The organism is Pelomonas sp. Root1444 (assembly GCF_001426885.1).
Lineage (GTDB): Bacteria > Pseudomonadota > Gammaproteobacteria > Burkholderiales > Burkholderiaceae_C > Pelomonas.
Genome location: NZ_LMFP01000032.1, coordinates 71517 through 88355 on the forward strand (window position 1 = coordinate 71517; position 16839 = coordinate 88355).

A 16839-nucleotide genomic window follows, 5' to 3' on the forward strand; every position below is an offset into this window, starting at 1 on the left:
ACCGATCGTGCCCACGTTCACGTGCGGCTTGGTCCGTTCAAACTTGCCTTTTGCCATTTCAAATCTCCAAAAAGAGCATCTCGCCAGTCTGTTGGTTTAGCGTTTCCACAGCGCCCGTGATTCCCGCCGACTGGCGAAGCGGGCGGGCCGCTGTGAAGACGATTCGCATCAGTTGCGGATCAGGCCTTGCCGCGCGCCGTGATGATGGCGTCGGCAACGTTCTTGGGCGCCTCGGAGTAGTGCTTGAACTCCATCGTGTACGTGGCGCGGCCTTGCGTGGCCGAGCGCAGCGACGTGGAGTAGCCGAACATTTCGCTCAGCGGCACTTCGGCCTTGATGACCTTGCCACCACCGACCATGTCGTCCATGCCCTGCACCATGCCGCGACGGCTGGACAGGTCGCCCATGACCGTACCGGCGTAGTCTTCCGGCGTCTCGACTTCCACGGCCATCATCGGCTCAAGGATGACGGGGCTGGCGCGGCGGCAGGCTTCCTTGAAGCCCATCGAGGCGGCCATCTTGAACGCGTTTTCGTTCGAGTCCACGTCGTGGTACGAGCCGAAGGTCAGCGTGACCTTGACGTCCACGACCGGGTAGCCCGCCAGCACGCCGTTCGGCAACGTGTCGATGACACCCTTCTCGACCGCGGGGATGTACTCGCGCGGCACCACGCCGCCCTTGATGGCGTCGACGAACTCGAAGCCCTTGCCCGGCTCTTGCGGCTCGACGGTCAGCACGACGTGGCCGTACTGGCCCTTGCCGCCGGACTGGCGGACGAACTTGCCTTCGACGTCGGTCGCGGTCTTGCGGATGGTTTCGCGGTAGGCCACTTGCGGCTTGCCGACGTTGGCTTCCACGCCGAACTCGCGCTTCATGCGGTCGACGATGATTTCCAGGTGCAGCTCGCCCATGCCGGAGATGATGGTCTGGCCGGACTCTTCATCGGTGCGCAGACGGAAGGACGGGTCTTCCTTGGCCAGGCGGCCCAGGGCGATGCCCATCTTTTCCTGGTCGGCCTTGGTCTTGGGCTCGACGGCCTGCGAGATCACCGGCTCCGGGAAGATCATCTTTTCCAGCGTGATGATGCTTTCCGGGTCGCACAGGGTTTCGCCCGTGGTGACGTCCTTCAGGCCCACGCAGGCGGCGATGTCGCCGGCCAGAATTTCCGAGATTTCTTCGCGCTGGTTGGCGTGCATCTGCAGGATCCGGCCGATGCGCTCCTTCTTGCCGCGGATCGGGTTGAAGACCGAGTCGCCGGACTTCAGCACGCCGGAGTAGACGCGCACGAAGGTCAGCTGGCCGACGTAGGGGTCGGTCATCAGCTTGAACGCCAGCGCTGCGAACTTCTCGTTGTCGTCGGCCTTGCGGACGACTTCCTTCTCGTCCTCGTCGGTGCCCGGCACCGGCGGCACGTCGATGGGCGAAGGCATGAAGTCGATCACGCCGTCCAGCATGCGCTGCACGCCCTTGTTCTTGAAGGCGGTGCCGCAGAACATCGGCTGGATTTCAGCGGCGATGGTGCGCTTGCGGATGGCGGAGATGACTTCGTCTTCCGTCAGCTCGCCCGACTCCAGGTACTTGTTCATCAGGTCTTCGCTGGACTCAGCGGCGGCCTCGATGAGGTTCTCGCGCCATTTGACGGCGTCGGCCTGCAGCTCGGCGGGAATCTCTTCGTAGCTGAACTTCATGCCCTGCGAGGCTTCGTCCCAGATGATCGCCTTCATCTTGATGAGGTCGATCACGCCGGTGAAGTTTTCCTCGGCGCCGATGGGGATCACGACGGGCACGGGGTTGGCCTTCAGGCGCAGCTTCATCTGGTCGTAGACCTTGAAGAAGTTCGCGCCGGTGCGGTCCATCTTGTTGACGAACGCGAGGCGGGGCACCTTGTACTTGTTGGCCTGGCGCCAGACGGTTTCCGACTGGGGCTGCACGCCGCCCACGGCGCAATAGACCATGCAGGCGCCGTCCAGCACGCGCATCGAGCGCTCGACCTCAATCGTGAAGTCGACGTGCCCGGGGGTGTCGATGATGTTGATGCGGTGCTCGGGACGCGCCAAGTCCATGCCCTTCCAGAAGCAGGTCGTGGCAGCGGACGTGATCGTGATGCCACGCTCCTGCTCCTGCTCCATCCAGTCCATCGTGGCGGCGCCGTCGTGCACCTCACCGATCTTGTGGTTCACACCGGTGTAGTAGAGGATGCGTTCGGTCGTGGTGGTCTTGCCGGCATCGATGTGCGCAGAGATACCGATGTTGCGGTAGCGCTCGATGGGGGTTTTGCGGGCCATGGTTTGCTCCAGAAGACAGGAGCCGCCAGCGGGTTGGTAGAAACCCGAGGCGGCCGAAAGACAGTGAGTTTAGAAGCGGAAGTGCGAGAAGGCCTTGTTGGCTTCTGCCATGCGGTGAACTTCGTCGCGCTTCTTCATCGCGCCGCCGCGGCCTTCAGCGGCCTCCAGCAGTTCATTGGCCAGGCGCTGGGCCATGGACTTCTCACCGCGCTTGCGGGCCGATTCCTTCAACCAACGCATGGCCAGAGCCATCCGGCGGACGGGGCGAACTTCCACGGGAACTTGGTAGTTCGCACCGCCGACGCGGCGGGACTTCACTTCGACCATGGGCTTCACGTTGTTCAGGGCGACCATGAACACTTCCAGCGGGTCCTTGCCGATCTTCTTCTCGACCTGCTCCAGGGCACCGTAGATGATGCGCTCGGCGACGGCCTTCTTGCCCGATTCCATGATGACGTTCATGAACTTGGACAGATCGACGGAACCGAACTTGGGGTCCGGCAGGATTTCGCGCTTGGGTACTTCGCGACGACGTGGCATGGCACTCTTCCTTTTGCTTCAGTTGGAGACGGCCTTTTGACCTGACTCCGTTGGACAACCACCGACATCTGGGGTCATCCACTTACTCGACCCACCGAGACATTTCAGGGGTCGCAACAACGTTGGGTCAGCCGATGGCGACTGGGCCCGACAAACGATTTACTTCTTCGGACGCTTCGCGCCGTACTTGGAACGCGACTGCTTGCGATCCTTGACGCCTTGCAGGTCGAGCGAGCCACGGACGATGTGGTAACGCACGCCGGGCAAGTCCTTCACGCGGCCGCCGCGAACCAGCACGACGCTGTGTTCTTGCAGGTTGTGGCCTTCACCGCCGATGTAGGAGATGACTTCGAAGCCGTTGGTCAGGCGCACCTTGGCGACCTTACGCAGCGCGGAGTTCGGCTTCTTCGGCGTGGTGGTGTACACGCGGGTGCAGACGCCGCGGCGCTGCGGGCAGTTCTGCATCGCAGGCGACTTGGATTTGATGACCTCGGCCTCTCGACCGTGGCGCACCAGTTGATTGATGGTTGGCATTACGACTTGTTCCCGTTTGAAGTCAGTGAACCCCGCGGTTTTCGAGCGCGCGCGAACGCAGCACCCAAAAGGCGGAGAGCCGGCGATTGTAGACCGCTGGGGTTTGCGGCACAAGGGCCGCGGTTAAGCTGGCGGCATGCCCGAACCCCTCTCGCCCACCGACACCCGTCCGACCATCGTGGTCGACACCCAGGTCGTCCTGGACTGGCTGGTCTTCAACGACGCGCGCGTGCAATCGCTCGCCGCCGCGCTGAAGTCGGGCGGCCTGCGCTGGCTCGTGGCCCCGGCGATGCGCGACGAGATCCGCCACGTTTTGGGCCGCGGTGTCGCGGCAAGCTACGCGCCGGACCTGGCGCTGATCGAGGCGAGCTTCGACGCCCACTCGGAAGCCACGGCGGCGGCCGAACCCTCGCCCCGCCTCGTGTGCCGCGACCCCGACGACCAGAAGTTCATCGACCTGGCCCTCGCCTGCGGCGCACGTTGGCTGGTGTCGCGCGACAAGGCGCTGCTGGCGCTGGCCAGGCGAGCCAGGCTGCGCGGCCTGCTCATCGTCAAGCCGGAGCTCTGGACACCGGACTGACAAAGAAAAAGCCGCCCGCGGCGTGAACCGGGGCGGCTTGTGAGGGCAGAGCCCTCTTCGGCTTACTCGGCCGAGTGGCCGGCGTCCACATCCGCCATCTGCGCGGCGGCCAGTTCCTCGGCCTCCTGCAGGGCAATGGCACGGCGCTCGGCATCGTCCATGGCTTCCTTGGCACGGCGTGCCTCGTGGAAGGCCATGCCGGTGCCCGCGGGGATCAGGCGACCGACGATGACGTTTTCCTTCAGGCCACGCAGTTCGTCGCGCTTGCCCATGATGGCAGCCTCGGTGAGCACGCGGGTCGTTTCCTGGAAGGAGGCGGCGGAGATGAAGGAGTCCGTCGACAGCGAGGCCTTGGTGATGCCCAGCAGCACATCCGCGTGGGTGGCAATCATCTTGCCTTCCTTGCGCATGCGGTCGTTGGTGTCCAGCAGCTCCGAACGCTCGACCTGCTCGTTCAGGATGTAGTGCGTGTCGCCCGGGTTGGTGATCATCACGCGACGCAGCATCTGGCGAACGATCACCTCGATGTGCTTGTCGTTGATCTTCACGCCCTGGAGTCGGTACACGTCCTGCACCTCGTCGACGATGTAGCGCGCCAGTTCCTCGATGCCGAGCAGGCGCAGGATGTCCTGCGGGTCCGCTGCGCCGTCGACGATCAACTCGCCACGGTTCACCACCTGGCCTTCGTGCACCAGGATGTTCTTTTCCTTGGGCACGAGTTCCTCGTGGGCCTTGCCGTCCGGATCGGTGATCTGCAGGCGGATCTTGCCCTTGGTCTCCTTGCCGAACGACACCGTGCCGGTCTGCTCGGCCAGCACGCCGACGTCCTTGGGCGAGCGGGCTTCGAAGAGTTCCGCCACGCGCGGCAGACCGCCGGTGATGTCGCGGGTCTTCTGGCCTTCGACCGGGATGCGGGCGAGCACTTCACCGGGCAGCAGTTCCTGGCCGTCGCGGATCTGGATCAGCGAGCCGACCTGGAAGCCGATGGCCACCGAGTGGTCGGTACCAGGGATCTTGACCTCGTGCCCGCCGGCGTCCAGCAGCTTGACCTGCGGCCGGATGACCTTGGCGGCGCCGCGGCGCTTCGGGTCGATGACCACGAGCGTCGACAGGCCGGTCACCTCGTCGACCTGCTTGGCAACGGTCACGCCTTCCTCGACGTTCTCGAACTTCGCCTGACCGGCGAATTCCGTGATGATCGGGCGGGTCAGCGGATCCCAGTTGGCGAGCACCGTGCCGGCCTTGATGGTCTGGCTGGCCTTGATGTTCAGGATCGCGCCGTACGGCACCTTGTGACGCTCACGCTCGCGGCCGTGCGGGTCGGCAATGATGATCTCGCCGGAGCGGGAAATCACGACCAGTTCGCCCTTGCCGTTGGTGACGTAACGCATCGTGGCGTTGAAGCCGATGATGCCGTCCGACTTGGCTTCGACGCTGGAAGCGACGGCGGCACGCGATGCCGCACCACCGATGTGGAAGGTCCGCATCGTCAGCTGCGTGCCCGGTTCGCCGATGGACTGCGCGGCGATGACGCCGACCGCCTCACCGACGTTGACCAGGCCGCCACGGCCGAGGTCGCGGCCGTAGCACTTGGCGCACAGGCCGAAGCGCGTGGCGCAGGTCAGCGGCGTGCGGACCTTGATCTCGTCGACACCGGCCTGCTCCAGCACGTCCAGCGTGTCTTCGTCCAGCATCTTGCCGGCGCCGAGCAGCGAGACCTGGGTCTCGGGGTGCACGACGTCGATGGCGGTGACGCGGCCGAGGACGCGGTCGCGCAGCGATTCGATCACTTCACCGCCTTCGACCAAGGCGCGCATCGCCATGCCGTTGTCGGTGCCGCAGTCTTCCTCGATGACGACCAGATCCTGGGTCACGTCGACCAGGCGGCGCGTCAGGTAGCCGGAGTTCGCGGTCTTCAACGCCGTGTCCGCCAGGCCCTTGCGGGCGCCGTGGGTGGAGATGAAGTACTGCAACACGTTCAGGCCTTCACGGAAGTTCGCCGTGATGGGCGTCTCGATGATGGAGCCGTCCGGCTTGGCCATCAGGCCGCGCATGCCGGCCAGCTGGCGGATCTGGGCGGCGGAACCCCGCGCACCCGAGTCGGCCATCATGTAGATCGAGTTGAAGGACTCCTGATCGACGGTCTTGCCGTTGCGATCGGTCGTCTTCTCGACCTTCAGGTGGTCCATCATCTTCTTGCCGATCTCGTCGCCGGCCTTGCCCCAGATGTCCACGACCTTGTTGTAGCGCTCACCGGCGGTCACGAGGCCCGAGACGTACTGCTGCTCGATCTCCTTGACTTCCTTCTCGGCGCGGTCGATGACGGTGTACTTCTCCTTGGGCACCAACATGTCGTCGATGGCGATGGAGATGCCGGCACGCGTTGCCAACTTGAAGCCGCTTTGCAGCAGCTTGTCGGCCAGCACGACCGTTTCCTTCAGGCCGCACTTGCGGAAGGAGGTGTTGATCAGCTTGCTGATCTCCTTCTTCTTCAGCGCCTTGTTGATGTTGCTGAAGGGCAGGCCCTTGGGCAGGATTTCGGACAGCAGCGCACGGCCGACGGTGGTGTCCGTCAGCTTGGTTTCGGCCACGAATTCGCCGGTGTCCTTGTCCTTGGTCCACTCGACCAGGCGCACGCTGACCTTGGCGGTGATTTCCACGGCGCCGTTCTCCAGCGCGCGGATCATCTCGGGAATGTCCGAGAAGATCATGCCCTCGCCCTTGCCGTTGGTGCGCTCGCGGGTCGCGTAGTACAGACCCAGCACCACGTCCTGCGACGGCACGATCGACGGCTCGCCCGAGGCCGGGAACAGCACGTTGTTGGAGGCCAGCATCAGCGTGCGGGCTTCCATCTGCGCTTCGATCGACAGCGGCACGTGGACGGCCATCTGGTCACCGTCGAAGTCGGCGTTGAAGGCCGAGCAGACGAGCGGGTGCAGCTGGATGGCCTTGCCTTCGATCAGCACGGGCTCGAAGGCCTGGATGCCGAGGCGGTGCAGCGTCGGGGCGCGGTTCAGCAGGACCGGGTGCTCCTTGATGACTTCTTCAAGGATGTCCCAGACCACCGGCGTGCCGGATTCGACTTCCTTCTTGGCGGCCTTGATCGTCGTCGCGATGCCCATGGCTTCGAGACGGCTGAAGATGAAGGGCTTGAACAGCTCAAGCGCCATCAGCTTGGGCAGGCCGCACTGGTGCAGCTTGAGCGTCGGGCCGACCACGATGACCGAACGGCCCGAGTAGTCGACGCGCTTGCCCAGCAGGTTCTGACGGAAGCGACCGCTCTTGCCCTTGATCATGTCGGCCAGCGACTTGAGGGCACGCTTGTTCGCGCCGGTCATCGCCTTGCCGCGGCGGCCGTTGTCCAGCAGCGAGTCGACGGCTTCCTGCAGCATGCGCTTTTCGTTGCGCACGATGATTTCAGGGGCCTTCAGCTCGAGCAGGCGGGCCAGGCGGTTGTTGCGGTTGATGACGCGACGATAGAGGTCGTTCAGGTCGGAGGTCGCGAAGCGGCCACCGTCCAGCGGCACCAGCGGGCGCAGGTCCGGCGGCAGCACGGGCAGAACGTCCAGCACCATCCAGTTCGGCTTGATGCCGGACTTCTTGAAGGCCTCCATGACCTTCAGGCGCTTGGAGTTCTTCTTGACCTTGAGCTCCGAGCCGGTCATGTCGTTGCGCAGGCGATCGATCTCGATGTCGAGATCCATCTCCTCCAGCAGCTTCTTGATGCCCTCGGCGCCCATCAGCGCGATGAATTCGTCGCCGAATTCGATGCGCTTGGCGTCGTAGTCGTCCTCGCTCATGATCGAGAACTTCTTAAGCGGCGTCATGCCCGGGTCGACGACCACGTACGCCTCGAAGTACAGCACGCGCTCGATGTCGCGCAGCGTCATGTCGAGCACCAGGCCCAGACGCGACGGCAGCGACTTCAGGAACCAGATGTGAGCGCAGGGCGCGGCCAGGTCGATGTGGCCCATGCGGTCACGGCGGACCTTGGTCTGCGTGACTTCGACGCCGCACTTCTCGCAGATGACGCCGCGGTGCTTCAGGCGCTTGTACTTGCCGCACAGGCACTCGTAGTCTTTGATCGGGCCAAAGATCTTGGCGCAGAACAGGCCGTCGCGTTCCGGCTTGAAGGTGCGGTAGTTGATGGTCTCGGGCTTCTTCACCTCGCCGAACGACCAGCTGCGGATCTTCTCCGGAGAAGCCAGGCCGATCTTGATGGCATCGAAATGCTCATCGGGGGTGAATTGCTTGAAAAGGTCGAGTAGTCCCTTCATGCATCTGCTCCTTAATTGCGTTCCAGTTCAATGTCGATGCCAAGGGAGCGAATCTCCTTGACCAGGACGTTGAACGATTCGGGCATGCCCGCTTCGATGGCGTGTTCGCCCTTGACGATGCTTTCGTAGACCTTGGTGCGGCCGTTCACGTCGTCGGACTTGACCGTCAGCATTTCCTGCAGGATGTACGAGGCGCCATAGGCTTCCAGCGCCCAGACTTCCATTTCGCCGAAGCGCTGGCCGCCGAACTGCGCCTTGCCGCCCAGCGGCTGCTGCGTGACGAGCGAGTACGGGCCGGTCGAGCGGGCGTGCATCTTGTCGTCCACCAAGTGGTGCAGCTTCAGCACGTGCATGTAGCCGACGGTGACCGGGCGCTCGAACTGCTCGCCGGTGCGGCCGTCGCACAGCCAGGCCTGCGTGCGGGTCGGCGTCAGCCCCTTCTTGGCGGCGATGTCGTCCGGATAGGCCAGCTTCAGCATCGTGCGGATTTCTTCTTCCTTGGCGCCGTCGAACACGGGCGTCGCGAAGGGCACGCCCTTGGCGAGGTTGGAAGCCATCTCCAGCACTTCGTCGTCCGTCAGGTCGTCGATGCTTTCGGTCTTGCCGCCGCTCTGGTTGTAGAGCTCGTCGAACAGCTTGCGCAGCTCGGCCACCTTGGTCTGCTGCTGCAGCATGTCGCCGATGCGCTGGCCGATGCCCTTGCCGGCCCAGCCCAGATGCACTTCCAGCACCTGGCCCACGTTCATCCGCGAGGGCACGCCCAGCGGGTTCAGCACGATGTCGGCAGGCGTGCCGTCGGCCATGTAGGGCATGTCTTCGATCGGGACGACCTTGGAGACGACACCCTTGTTGCCGTGACGGCCGGCCATCTTGTCGCCAGGCTGCAGGCGGCGCTTGACGGCCAGGTAGACCTTGACCATCTTGAGCACGCCGGCCGGCAGCTCGTCGCCCTGCGTCAGCTTCTTGCGCTTTTCTTCAAAAGCCAGGTCGAAGCTGTGACGGGTCTGGTCGAGCGAGTTCTTGATCGACTCGAGCTGGTTGGCGATCTCTTCATCGGCCGGGCGCACGTCGAACCAGTGGAACTTCTCGACCGAAGCCAGGTAGTCCTTGGTGATGACGGTGCCCTTGGCGATCTTCTGCGGACCGCCGTTGGCGCTCTTGCCGACCAGCAGCTTCTCGATACGGTCGAAGGCGTCGCTCTCGACGATGCGCAGCTGGTCGTTCAGGTCCAGGCGGTAGCGCTTGAGCTCGTCGTCGATGATCTGCTGGGCGCGCTTGTCGCGCTGGATGCCTTCACGGGTGAAGACCTGCACGTCGATGACGGTGCCGCTGGTGCCCTGGTCGACGCGCAGCGACGTGTCCTTCACGTCCGAAGCCTTCTCGCCGAAGATCGCGCGCAGCAGCTTCTCTTCCGGCGTCAGCGTGGTTTCGCCCTTGGGCGTGACCTTGCCGACCAGCACGTCGCCCGGGTTCACCTCGGCACCGACGTAGACGATGCCCGACTCGTCCAGGCGGCCGAGTTGCTGCTCCGACAGGTTCGGGATGTCGCGGGTGATTTCCTCGGCGCCCAGCTTGGTGTCACGCGCGTTGACCACCAGTTCCTCGATGTGGATCGAGGTGTAGCGGTCTTCGGCGATGACACGTTCGCTGATGAGGATCGAGTCCTCGAAGTTGTAGCCGTTCCAGGGCATGAACGCGACCAGCATGTTCTGGCCCAGGGCCAGCTCGCCGATGTCCGTGGAGGCGCCGTCGGCAATGATGTCCTCGGCCGCCACCTTGTCGCCACGCTTGACGATGGGACGCTGGTGGATGTTCGTGTTCTGGTTGGAACGCTGGTACTTGATCAGGTTGTAGATGTCGACGCCAACCTCACCGGCCACGGTCTCGGCATCGTTCACGCGGATCACGATGCGGTTCGTGTCGACATAGTCGACCACGCCGCCACGACGCGCCGCGACCACCGTGCCCGAGTCCTTCGCCGCCACGCGCTCGACGCCCGTGCCCACGAAAGCCTTCTCAGGGCGCAGCACCGGCACGGCCTGGCGCTGCATGTTGGCGCCCATCAGCGCGCGGTTCGCGTCGTCGTGCTCCAGGAAGGGCACGAGCGAGGCTGCGACCGACACGATCTGCGTCGGCGCCACGTCCATGTACTGGATGCGCTCGGGCGAAGTCAGCACCGATTCGCCGTTCTCACGCGCCGAGACCAGCTCGTCGGTCAGCTCGCCGGTCGCGTTCAGCGTCGCGTTCGCCTGAGCGATGACGTACTTGCCTTCCTCGATGGCGGACAGGTAGTCGATCTGGTCGGTCACCTTGCCGTCGACGACGCGGCGGTAAGGCGTTTCCAGGAAGCCGTACTCGTTGAGCTGCGCGAACAGCGCCAGCGAGTTGATCAGGCCGATGTTCGGGCCTTCAGGCGTTTCGATCGGGCAGACGCGGCCGTAGTGGGTCGGGTGCACGTCGCGGACTTCGAAGCCTGCGCGCTCGCGGGTCAGACCGCCCGGGCCGAGGGCCGAGACGCGACGCTTGTGCGTGATCTCGGACAGCGGGTTGGTCTGGTCCATGAACTGCGACAACTGCGACGCGCCGAAGAACTCCTTCAGTGCCGCGGAGATCGGCTTGGAGTTGATCAGGTCGTGCGGCATCAGGGCTTCGGTCTCGGCCTGGCCCAGACGTTCCTTGACGGCCTTCTCGATGCGGGCGAGACCCGAGCGGTACTGGTTCTCGGCCAGCTCGCCCACGCAACGCACGCGGCGGTTGCCCAGGTGGTCGATGTCGTCCACTTCGCCGCGGCCATTGCGCAGCTCGACGAGGATCTTGACGACGTCAAGGATGTCCTCGTTGGACAGGTTCATGTTGCCTTCGGGCGTGTCACGGCCGACACGCGCGTTGAACTTCATGCGGCCGACACGGCTCAGGTCGTAGGTGTCGGTGCTGTAGAACAGGCGGTTGAACAGCGCTTCGACGGCGTCTTCCGTCGGCGGCTCGCCGGGGCGCATCATGCGGTAGATGGCGACGCGTGCGGCCAGCTGGTCGGAGGTCTCGTCCGAAGCCAGCGTCTGGCTGATGTAGGCGCCTTCGTCCAGCTCGTTCGTGAACAGGCACTGGATTTCCTTGACGCCGGCCTGGCGCAGCTTCTTCAGCAGCGCTTCGGTCAGTTCGTCATTGGCCTTGGCGATGATCTCGCCGGTGTCGGCGTCGATCATGTTCTTGGCCAGCACGCGGCCGACCAGGAAGTCTTCCGGCACCGAGATGTGCTGCGTGCCGGATTGCTCCAGCTGGCGCACGTGCCGAGCCGTGATGCGCTTGTCTTTCTCGACGATGACGGCGCCCGACTTGTCGACGATGTCGAAGCGGGCGACTTCACCCTTCAGGCGGTCGGCGACGAATTCGAGCTGCGCACCGACGTCCATCAGGCGGAAGTTGTCGAACACGAAGAAGTGGGCCAGGATCTGCTCGGGGTTCAGGCCAATGGCCTTGAGCAGGATCGTGACCGGCATCTTGCGGCGGCGGTCGACGCGGAAGTACAGGATGTCCTTCGGGTCGAACTCGAAGTCCAGCCAGGAGCCGCGGTACGGAATGATGCGGGCGCTGAACAGCAACTTGCCCGACGAGTGCGTCTTGCCCTTGTCGTGCTCGAAGAACACGCCCGGCGAACGGTGCAGCTGCGACACGATGACGCGCTCGGTACCGTTGACGATGAAGGAGCCGTAGTCGGTCATCAGGGGCACTTCGCCCATGTAGACCTCTTGCTCCTTGATTTCCTTGACGGTCTTCGCCTGGGGCGACTCACGGTCGTAAATGATCATCTGCAGGCGCGCGCGCACGGCGGCCGCATAGGTCAAGCCGCGCTGCTGGCACTCACGGGTGTCGAACGGCGGTTTGGCGATGTTGAATTCGAGGAACTTCATCTCGACGAAACCGTTGTGCGAAACAATCGGGAACGCCGAAAGGAAAGCCGCCTGCAGCCCTTCGGGCTTGCGCTTGGCGGGGGGCACGTCCTTCTGCAGGAAGGCGACGTAGCTGTCCTTCTGCATCGTCAGCAGATAGGGAACGTTGAGAACGCTCTCGCGCTTGCCGAAGCTCTTGCGGATCCGCTTGCGCTCGGTGTAGCTGTAGGGGGTTGCTTGCGCCATAAACACTCCGTGTCGAGCCCACCCCTGGCCGTGGGGCGAGCCGCGTCGGCGACTGGCTGGCACATCCGCCCAGAACGGGGGATGCCTAGCTTGGTGGTTGGCCACTACCAACCGCTGGCGGACAACCCTGGCATTGCACCAGAGCCCGACCAAACTGGTTCTCTGCAGTCGGATCAGAGAACACGTGAAAGAACTGCGCATCATACTGCGCTGAGTGCTTTCAGCTGTTCTCAAGCGGGATTAACCCGCAAAGACGAAAAAGGGGAAGCCCAAAGGCAACCCCTTTCTTGAATCCGGCCAACCGGATTCGGCGGGGGAGCGGCGTCGCGAGCCGGTCGAGGTCGGGCCTGAGACGCGGAACCGCACTTGCGTGCAGTGAGCATCGATGGCCCGAGATCGGCCGGCGCAGTGGCCGAGCCCCCGTCGAATTACTTGATTTCGGCCTTGGCGCCGGCTTCGACCAGCTTCTTGACAGCAGCTTCGGCGTCAGCCTTGGCAATGCCTTCCTTGACGTTCTTCGGCGCGCCGTCGACCAGGTCCTTGGCTTCCTTGAGGCCCAGGCCGGTGATTTCGCGGACGGCCTTGATGACGCCGACCTTCTGCGCGCCGGCTTCGACCAGCACGACGTTGAATTCGGTCTTCTCTTCAACGGCAGCAGCGCCACCGCCAGCAGCGCCACCGGCGGCCGGAGCAGCCATCGAAGCGGCGGACACGCCGAACTTCTCTTCAATTGCCTTGACCAGGTCGTTCAGTTCCAGGACGGACATGCTGTCCAGGGCGGTCAGGAAAGCGTCTTTATCGAATGCCATGATGTGTTCCTAAATAACAGATGGGTTGCGTGTGAACGCGTTGTTCGTCGATCAGGCCGCGGCCGGGGCTTCTTCGGCAGCAGCTTCCGGGGAAGCGGCGCCTTCGCCACGCTTTGCAGCCAGGGCAGCCAGCACGGCCGCAGTGCGTTGCACCGGCGACAGCAGCAGGCCAGCGATTTGCGACAGCAGCACTTCCTTGCTCGGGACCGAAGCCAGCGCCTTCACGCCAGCAACGTCCAGAGCCTTGCCACCGTACGCACCGCCCTTGATGACGAGCTTGTCGTTGGTCTTGGCAAAGTCAGCGATGACTTTGGCAGCCGCGACAGCGTCTTCCGAAAAGCCGTAGATCAGCGGGCCGACCATGCTCTCCGCAGCAGCTTCGAACGGGGTGCCGGCAACGGCGCGACGGGCCAGGGTGTTCTTCAGCACGTGAAGATAGACACCCTTGGACCGCGCGTCGACGCGCAGCTTGTTCAAGGCTTCCACGGTGAGGCCACGGTACTCGGCCAACGCCAGCGTCTGCGACTTGGCAGCTTGCGCTGCGACGTCGGAGACGACGACTGCCTTCTCGTTGCGATTGAGACTCAAGGTCTACTCCTCACATTTGCCCCCTCGGCCTTGCGGCCTCGAGAGCGCCAGGGATTCAGCGACCATCTGTCAGGAACGAATTCCTTTCAGCGGGACCGCCATCTGCGTTGGTTCTCGGCCACCGACGAATCGGTGACTTCGATTTAAGGGGTCTCCACCAACGGTCTTGGATGACGCGCAGCTCCAGCGAACCGGAACCACGCCCCACCAATCTTGTCGCCCGAGGCCAGACTCGCCCCGGGCAGATTCAGTGCGCCAGGCCATAAAGGCCTGGCCGCCGGTCAGGCAGCGTTGGCCTGGGCGTTGATCGATGCAATTTCGACGCGGGCACCGACGCCCATCGTCGAGGACACGGCGACCTTGCGCAGGTAGACGCCCTTGCTCGACGCCGGCTTGGCCTTGTTCAGGGCCTCGATCAGCGCGCGCAGGTTGCCTTCCAGCTTGTCGGTGTCGAACGAGCGACGGCCGAGGGTGCCGTGAATGATGCCGGCCTTGTCGACGCGGAACTGGACCTGGCCAGCCTTGGCGTTCTTGACGGCGGTGGCGACGTCCGGGGTCACGGTGCCGACCTTGGGGTTCGGCATCAGGCCGCGCGGGCCCAGGATTTGGCCCAGGGTACCGACGACACGCATCGTGTCCGGCGAGGCGATGACCACGTCGAAAGGCATGTCGCCCGCCTTGACGCGCTCGGCCAGGTCTTCCATGCCGACGACGTCGGCGCCAGCGGCGCGGGCTTCGTCAGCCTTGGCACCTTGGGCGAACACGGCGACGCGCTTGGTCTTGCCGGTGCCGTTGGGCATCACGACGGCGCCACGCACGACCTGGTCCGACTTCTTGGCGTCGATGCCGAGTTGCACGGCCACGTCGATGGACTCATCAAACTTGGCGCTGGCCAGGCTCTTGACCAGGTCCAGGGCTTCGGTCAGCGCGTACAGCTTGGTCGACTCGACCTTGCCAGCCAGCGCCTTTTGCTTCTTGGTGAGCTTGGCCATGTCAGACCCCTTCCACGATGATGCCCATCGAACGGGCAGAGCCGGCGATGGTCTTGACCGCGGCGTCCAGATCGGCGGCCGTCAGGTCCTTGGTCTTGATCTTTGCGATCTCTTCCAGCTGGGCGCGGGTCAGCTTGCCGACCTTGTCCAGGTGGGGGCGCTGCGAGCCCTTCTCGATCTTGGCGGCCTTCTTCAGCAGCACGGTCGCCGGGGGCGACTTGATGACGAAGGTGAAGCTCTTGTCGGCGAAGGCGGTGATGACCACCGGCAGCTTCATGCCCGGCTCGAAACCGGCGCCGGACGTCTGGGCGTTGAACGCCTTGCAGAACTCCATGATGTTCAGGCCACGCTGACCCAGCGCGGGACCCACCGGCGGCGAAGGATTTGCCTTGCCGGCCGGAATTTGCAGCTTGATGAAGCCGACAATTTTCTTTGCCATGTTTTCTCCAATCAGTGCCCGGGCGGCAAGGCCTGAACACCTGAGTGCTAGCGCATCGGACTCGGGGCACGCCCCTTACCTTTGCTCCTCTTGTCCGCCTCTCGTTGCAGACTGGTCACGGACCGGCGTTAGGGCGCCGGCCAACCCACGATTCTACGGCGTCAGACCTTTTGCCTTAGCCCTTCGGGCAGCGGCAAAAAGTGTGCCGGCATACCGTCACACTTTTTCAACCTGCGCGAAGTCCAGTTCGACCGGCGTGGCGCGTCCGAAGATCGTGACCGACACACGCACCTTGGACTTGTCGTAGTTGACTTCCTCGACCGACCCATTGAAGTCGGTGAAGGGGCCCTCCTTGACGCGCACGACTTCGCCGACCGTCCACTCGACCTTGGGCCGGGGCTTCTCGACGCCTTCCTGCATCTGGTTGACGATCTTCATGACCTCGGCTTCGGAGATCGGCGCCGGGCGGTTCTTGGCGCCGCCGACGAAGCCGGTCACCTTGGAGGTGTGCTTCACCAGGTGCCAGGAGTCGTCGTCCATGACCATCTCGACCAGCACATAGCCGGGGAAGAAGCGGCGCTCGGTGACGGCCTTCTTGCCATTCTTCAATTCGACGACTTCTTCGGTCGGCACCAGGATGCGGCCGAATTTGTCTTGCATGCCGGCGCGGTCGATGCGTTCGCGCAGGTTGCGCTCGACGGCCTTCTCCATGCCCGAATAGGCATGGACCACATACCAGCGCTTGGGCAGACCTGCAGGCGCCTCGGTGGCCGCGACGTTTTGCTCTTCGCTCATCTCGTTCCTTCTCAGCGCTTCCAGCCCAGGATCAGGTCGTACAGCACCCATTCCAGCGTCTTGTCCGTCAGCCACAGGAACAGCGCCATGACAACGACGAAGGCAAATACATAGGCCGTCATCTGCCGGGCTTCCTTGTGCGACGGCCAAACAACCTTGCGAACCTCACGCCACGAGTCGCGGCCGTAGGCGATCAGCGCCTTGCCATGCTCGGATGTGAAGAAGGCAGCCACGCCCGCAGCCAGCAGCACGACCAGCGAGGCCCATTGCACCCACGGGCCCTGCTTCGACAGGCCGTAGTAAGCCGCCAGCGCGCCGATCAACAGCAACACCGCAACGGTCAACTTGGCCTTGTCGGCGCCGCTCGTCACGGTCTCGACTTGGGGAGGATTCGCCATCACTTCACTTTCACGTACCACCCGAATTCAGCATTCCTGGTGGCGATTCAGACACTGCCTCTGGCTTGCAGCCATCAGCAGCAAGGCCCGCCGAGATCTCTCTCGCGGGCCGATGCTTGGTTAGCCGGGGAACCAACCGCCGTGATCAGTGGCGGGTGGCAGGGGCAGAGGGTCTCGAACCCCCAACCTTCGGTTTTGGAGACCGACGCTCTGCCAATTGAGCTATGCCCCTGCGGCCTAAAACTTGACTTACGCGAGGATCGTTGCAACGACGCCCGAGCCGACGGTACGACCGCCCTCACGGATGGCGAAGCGCAGGCCGGTTTCCATCGCGATCGGCGCGATCAGCTTCACGGTGATGCCGACGTTGTCGCCGGGCATGACCATTTCCTTGTCCTTCGGCAGCTCCACCGCACCGGTCACGTCCGTCGTGCGGAAGTAGAACTGGGGACGGTAGTTGTTGAAGAAC

12 protein-coding genes, 1 tRNA gene and 1 pseudogene are annotated in these 16839 nt (G+C 63.8%); 1 reads left to right on the forward strand and 13 read right to left on the reverse strand.

What is annotated here, in order from left to right:
* Positions 1–179: 179 nt before the first annotated feature.
* The 3 genes from fusA to rpsL form a co-directional block, all read right to left on the reverse strand.
* Positions 180–2285, reverse strand: coding sequence for an elongation factor G (gene fusA, locus ASD35_RS25310; RefSeq protein WP_056877742.1), 2106 nt, complete (start codon positions 2283–2285; stop codon positions 180–182).
* A gap of 69 nt (positions 2286–2354) precedes the next feature.
* Complete coding sequence (rpsG, locus tag ASD35_RS25315) at positions 2355–2825, reverse strand: 30S ribosomal protein S7 (RefSeq protein ID WP_056194782.1); 471 nt, start codon at positions 2823–2825, stop codon at positions 2355–2357.
* A 159-nt stretch (positions 2826–2984) separates the two neighbouring features.
* Positions 2985–3359, reverse strand: coding sequence for a 30S ribosomal protein S12 (gene rpsL / locus ASD35_RS25320; RefSeq protein ID WP_056265769.1), 375 nt, complete (start codon positions 3357–3359; stop codon positions 2985–2987).
* A 136-nt stretch (positions 3360–3495) separates the two neighbouring features.
* Between rpsL and ASD35_RS25325 the strand changes: the two genes are divergently transcribed.
* A complete protein-coding gene (locus ASD35_RS25325) occupies positions 3496–3939 on the forward strand; it encodes a putative toxin-antitoxin system toxin component, PIN family (RefSeq protein ID WP_056877743.1) in 444 nt (147 codons plus the stop codon).
* A gap of 62 nt (positions 3940–4001) precedes the next feature.
* Here the strand turns inward: ASD35_RS25325 and rpoC are convergent, their stop codons facing one another.
* The 10 genes and pseudogenes from rpoC to tuf all read right to left on the reverse strand — a co-directional run.
* Complete coding sequence (gene rpoC / locus ASD35_RS25330; RefSeq protein ID WP_056877744.1) at positions 4002–8216, reverse strand: DNA-directed RNA polymerase subunit beta'; 4215 nt, start codon at positions 8214–8216, stop codon at positions 4002–4004.
* A gap of 11 nt (positions 8217–8227) precedes the next feature.
* Positions 8228–12349 carry a DNA-directed RNA polymerase subunit beta gene (gene rpoB / locus ASD35_RS25335; protein WP_056877745.1) on the reverse strand — a complete coding sequence of 1374 codons (4122 nt, stop codon included), beginning with the start codon at positions 12347–12349 and terminating at the stop codon, positions 8228–8230.
* Between the two features lie 428 nt (positions 12350–12777).
* Entirely contained in the window at positions 12778–13158 is a 381-nt protein-coding gene (gene rplL / locus ASD35_RS25340; RefSeq protein WP_056877746.1) for a 50S ribosomal protein L7/L12, read from the reverse strand.
* A gap of 51 nt (positions 13159–13209) precedes the next feature.
* Entirely contained in the window at positions 13210–13746 is a 537-nt protein-coding gene (rplJ, locus tag ASD35_RS25345) for a 50S ribosomal protein L10 (protein ID WP_056877747.1), read from the reverse strand.
* 281 nt (positions 13747–14027) lie between these two features.
* Entirely contained in the window at positions 14028–14738 is a 711-nt protein-coding gene (rplA, locus tag ASD35_RS25350) for a 50S ribosomal protein L1 (protein ID WP_056877748.1), read from the reverse strand.
* 1 nt (position 14739) lies between these two features.
* Positions 14740–15177 (reverse strand): 50S ribosomal protein L11, encoded by a 438-nt coding sequence (gene rplK, locus ASD35_RS25355; RefSeq protein WP_056877749.1) that lies wholly within the window; start codon positions 15175–15177, stop codon positions 14740–14742.
* Positions 15178–15393: 216 nt separating this feature from the next.
* The gene (gene nusG, locus ASD35_RS25360) at positions 15394–15972 is read right to left on the reverse strand and encodes a transcription termination/antitermination protein NusG (protein ID WP_056877750.1); all 579 of its coding nucleotides are present in this window, start codon (positions 15970–15972) and stop codon (positions 15394–15396) included.
* 11 nt (positions 15973–15983) lie between these two features.
* A complete protein-coding gene (secE, locus tag ASD35_RS25365; protein ID WP_056877751.1) occupies positions 15984–16370 on the reverse strand; it encodes a preprotein translocase subunit SecE in 387 nt (128 codons plus the stop codon).
* Between the two features lie 156 nt (positions 16371–16526).
* Positions 16527–16602 (reverse strand) — tRNA-Trp (locus ASD35_RS25370).
* 17 nt (positions 16603–16619) lie between these two features.
* A pseudogene (gene tuf / locus ASD35_RS25375) lies at positions 16620–16839 on the reverse strand (elongation factor Tu); the annotation flags it as partial.

Coding starts and splice junctions, on each gene's coding strand:
- secE (WP_056877751.1), bottom strand. CDS start 16,370: ATGGCGAATCCTCCCCAAGTCGAGACCGTGACGAGCGGCGCCGACAAG.
- ASD35_RS25325 (WP_056877743.1), top strand. CDS start 3,496: ATGCCCGAACCCCTCTCGCCCACCGACACCCGTCCGACCATCGTGGTC.
- rpoB (WP_056877745.1), bottom strand. CDS start 12,349: ATGGCGCAAGCAACCCCCTACAGCTACACCGAGCGCAAGCGGATCCGC.
- rplA (WP_056877748.1), bottom strand. CDS start 14,738: ATGGCCAAGCTCACCAAGAAGCAAAAGGCGCTGGCTGGCAAGGTCGAG.
- rpoC (WP_056877744.1), bottom strand. CDS start 8,216: ATGAAGGGACTACTCGACCTTTTCAAGCAATTCACCCCCGATGAGCAT.
- nusG (WP_056877750.1), bottom strand. CDS start 15,972: ATGAGCGAAGAGCAAAACGTCGCGGCCACCGAGGCGCCTGCAGGTCTG.
- rpsL (WP_056265769.1), bottom strand. CDS start 3,359: ATGCCAACCATCAATCAACTGGTGCGCCACGGTCGAGAGGCCGAGGTC.
- rpsG (WP_056194782.1), bottom strand. CDS start 2,825: ATGCCACGTCGTCGCGAAGTACCCAAGCGCGAAATCCTGCCGGACCCC.
- fusA (WP_056877742.1), bottom strand. CDS start 2,285: ATGGCCCGCAAAACCCCCATCGAGCGCTACCGCAACATCGGTATCTCT.
- rplL (WP_056877746.1), bottom strand. CDS start 13,158: ATGGCATTCGATAAAGACGCTTTCCTGACCGCCCTGGACAGCATGTCC.
- rplK (WP_056877749.1), bottom strand. CDS start 15,177: ATGGCAAAGAAAATTGTCGGCTTCATCAAGCTGCAAATTCCGGCCGGC.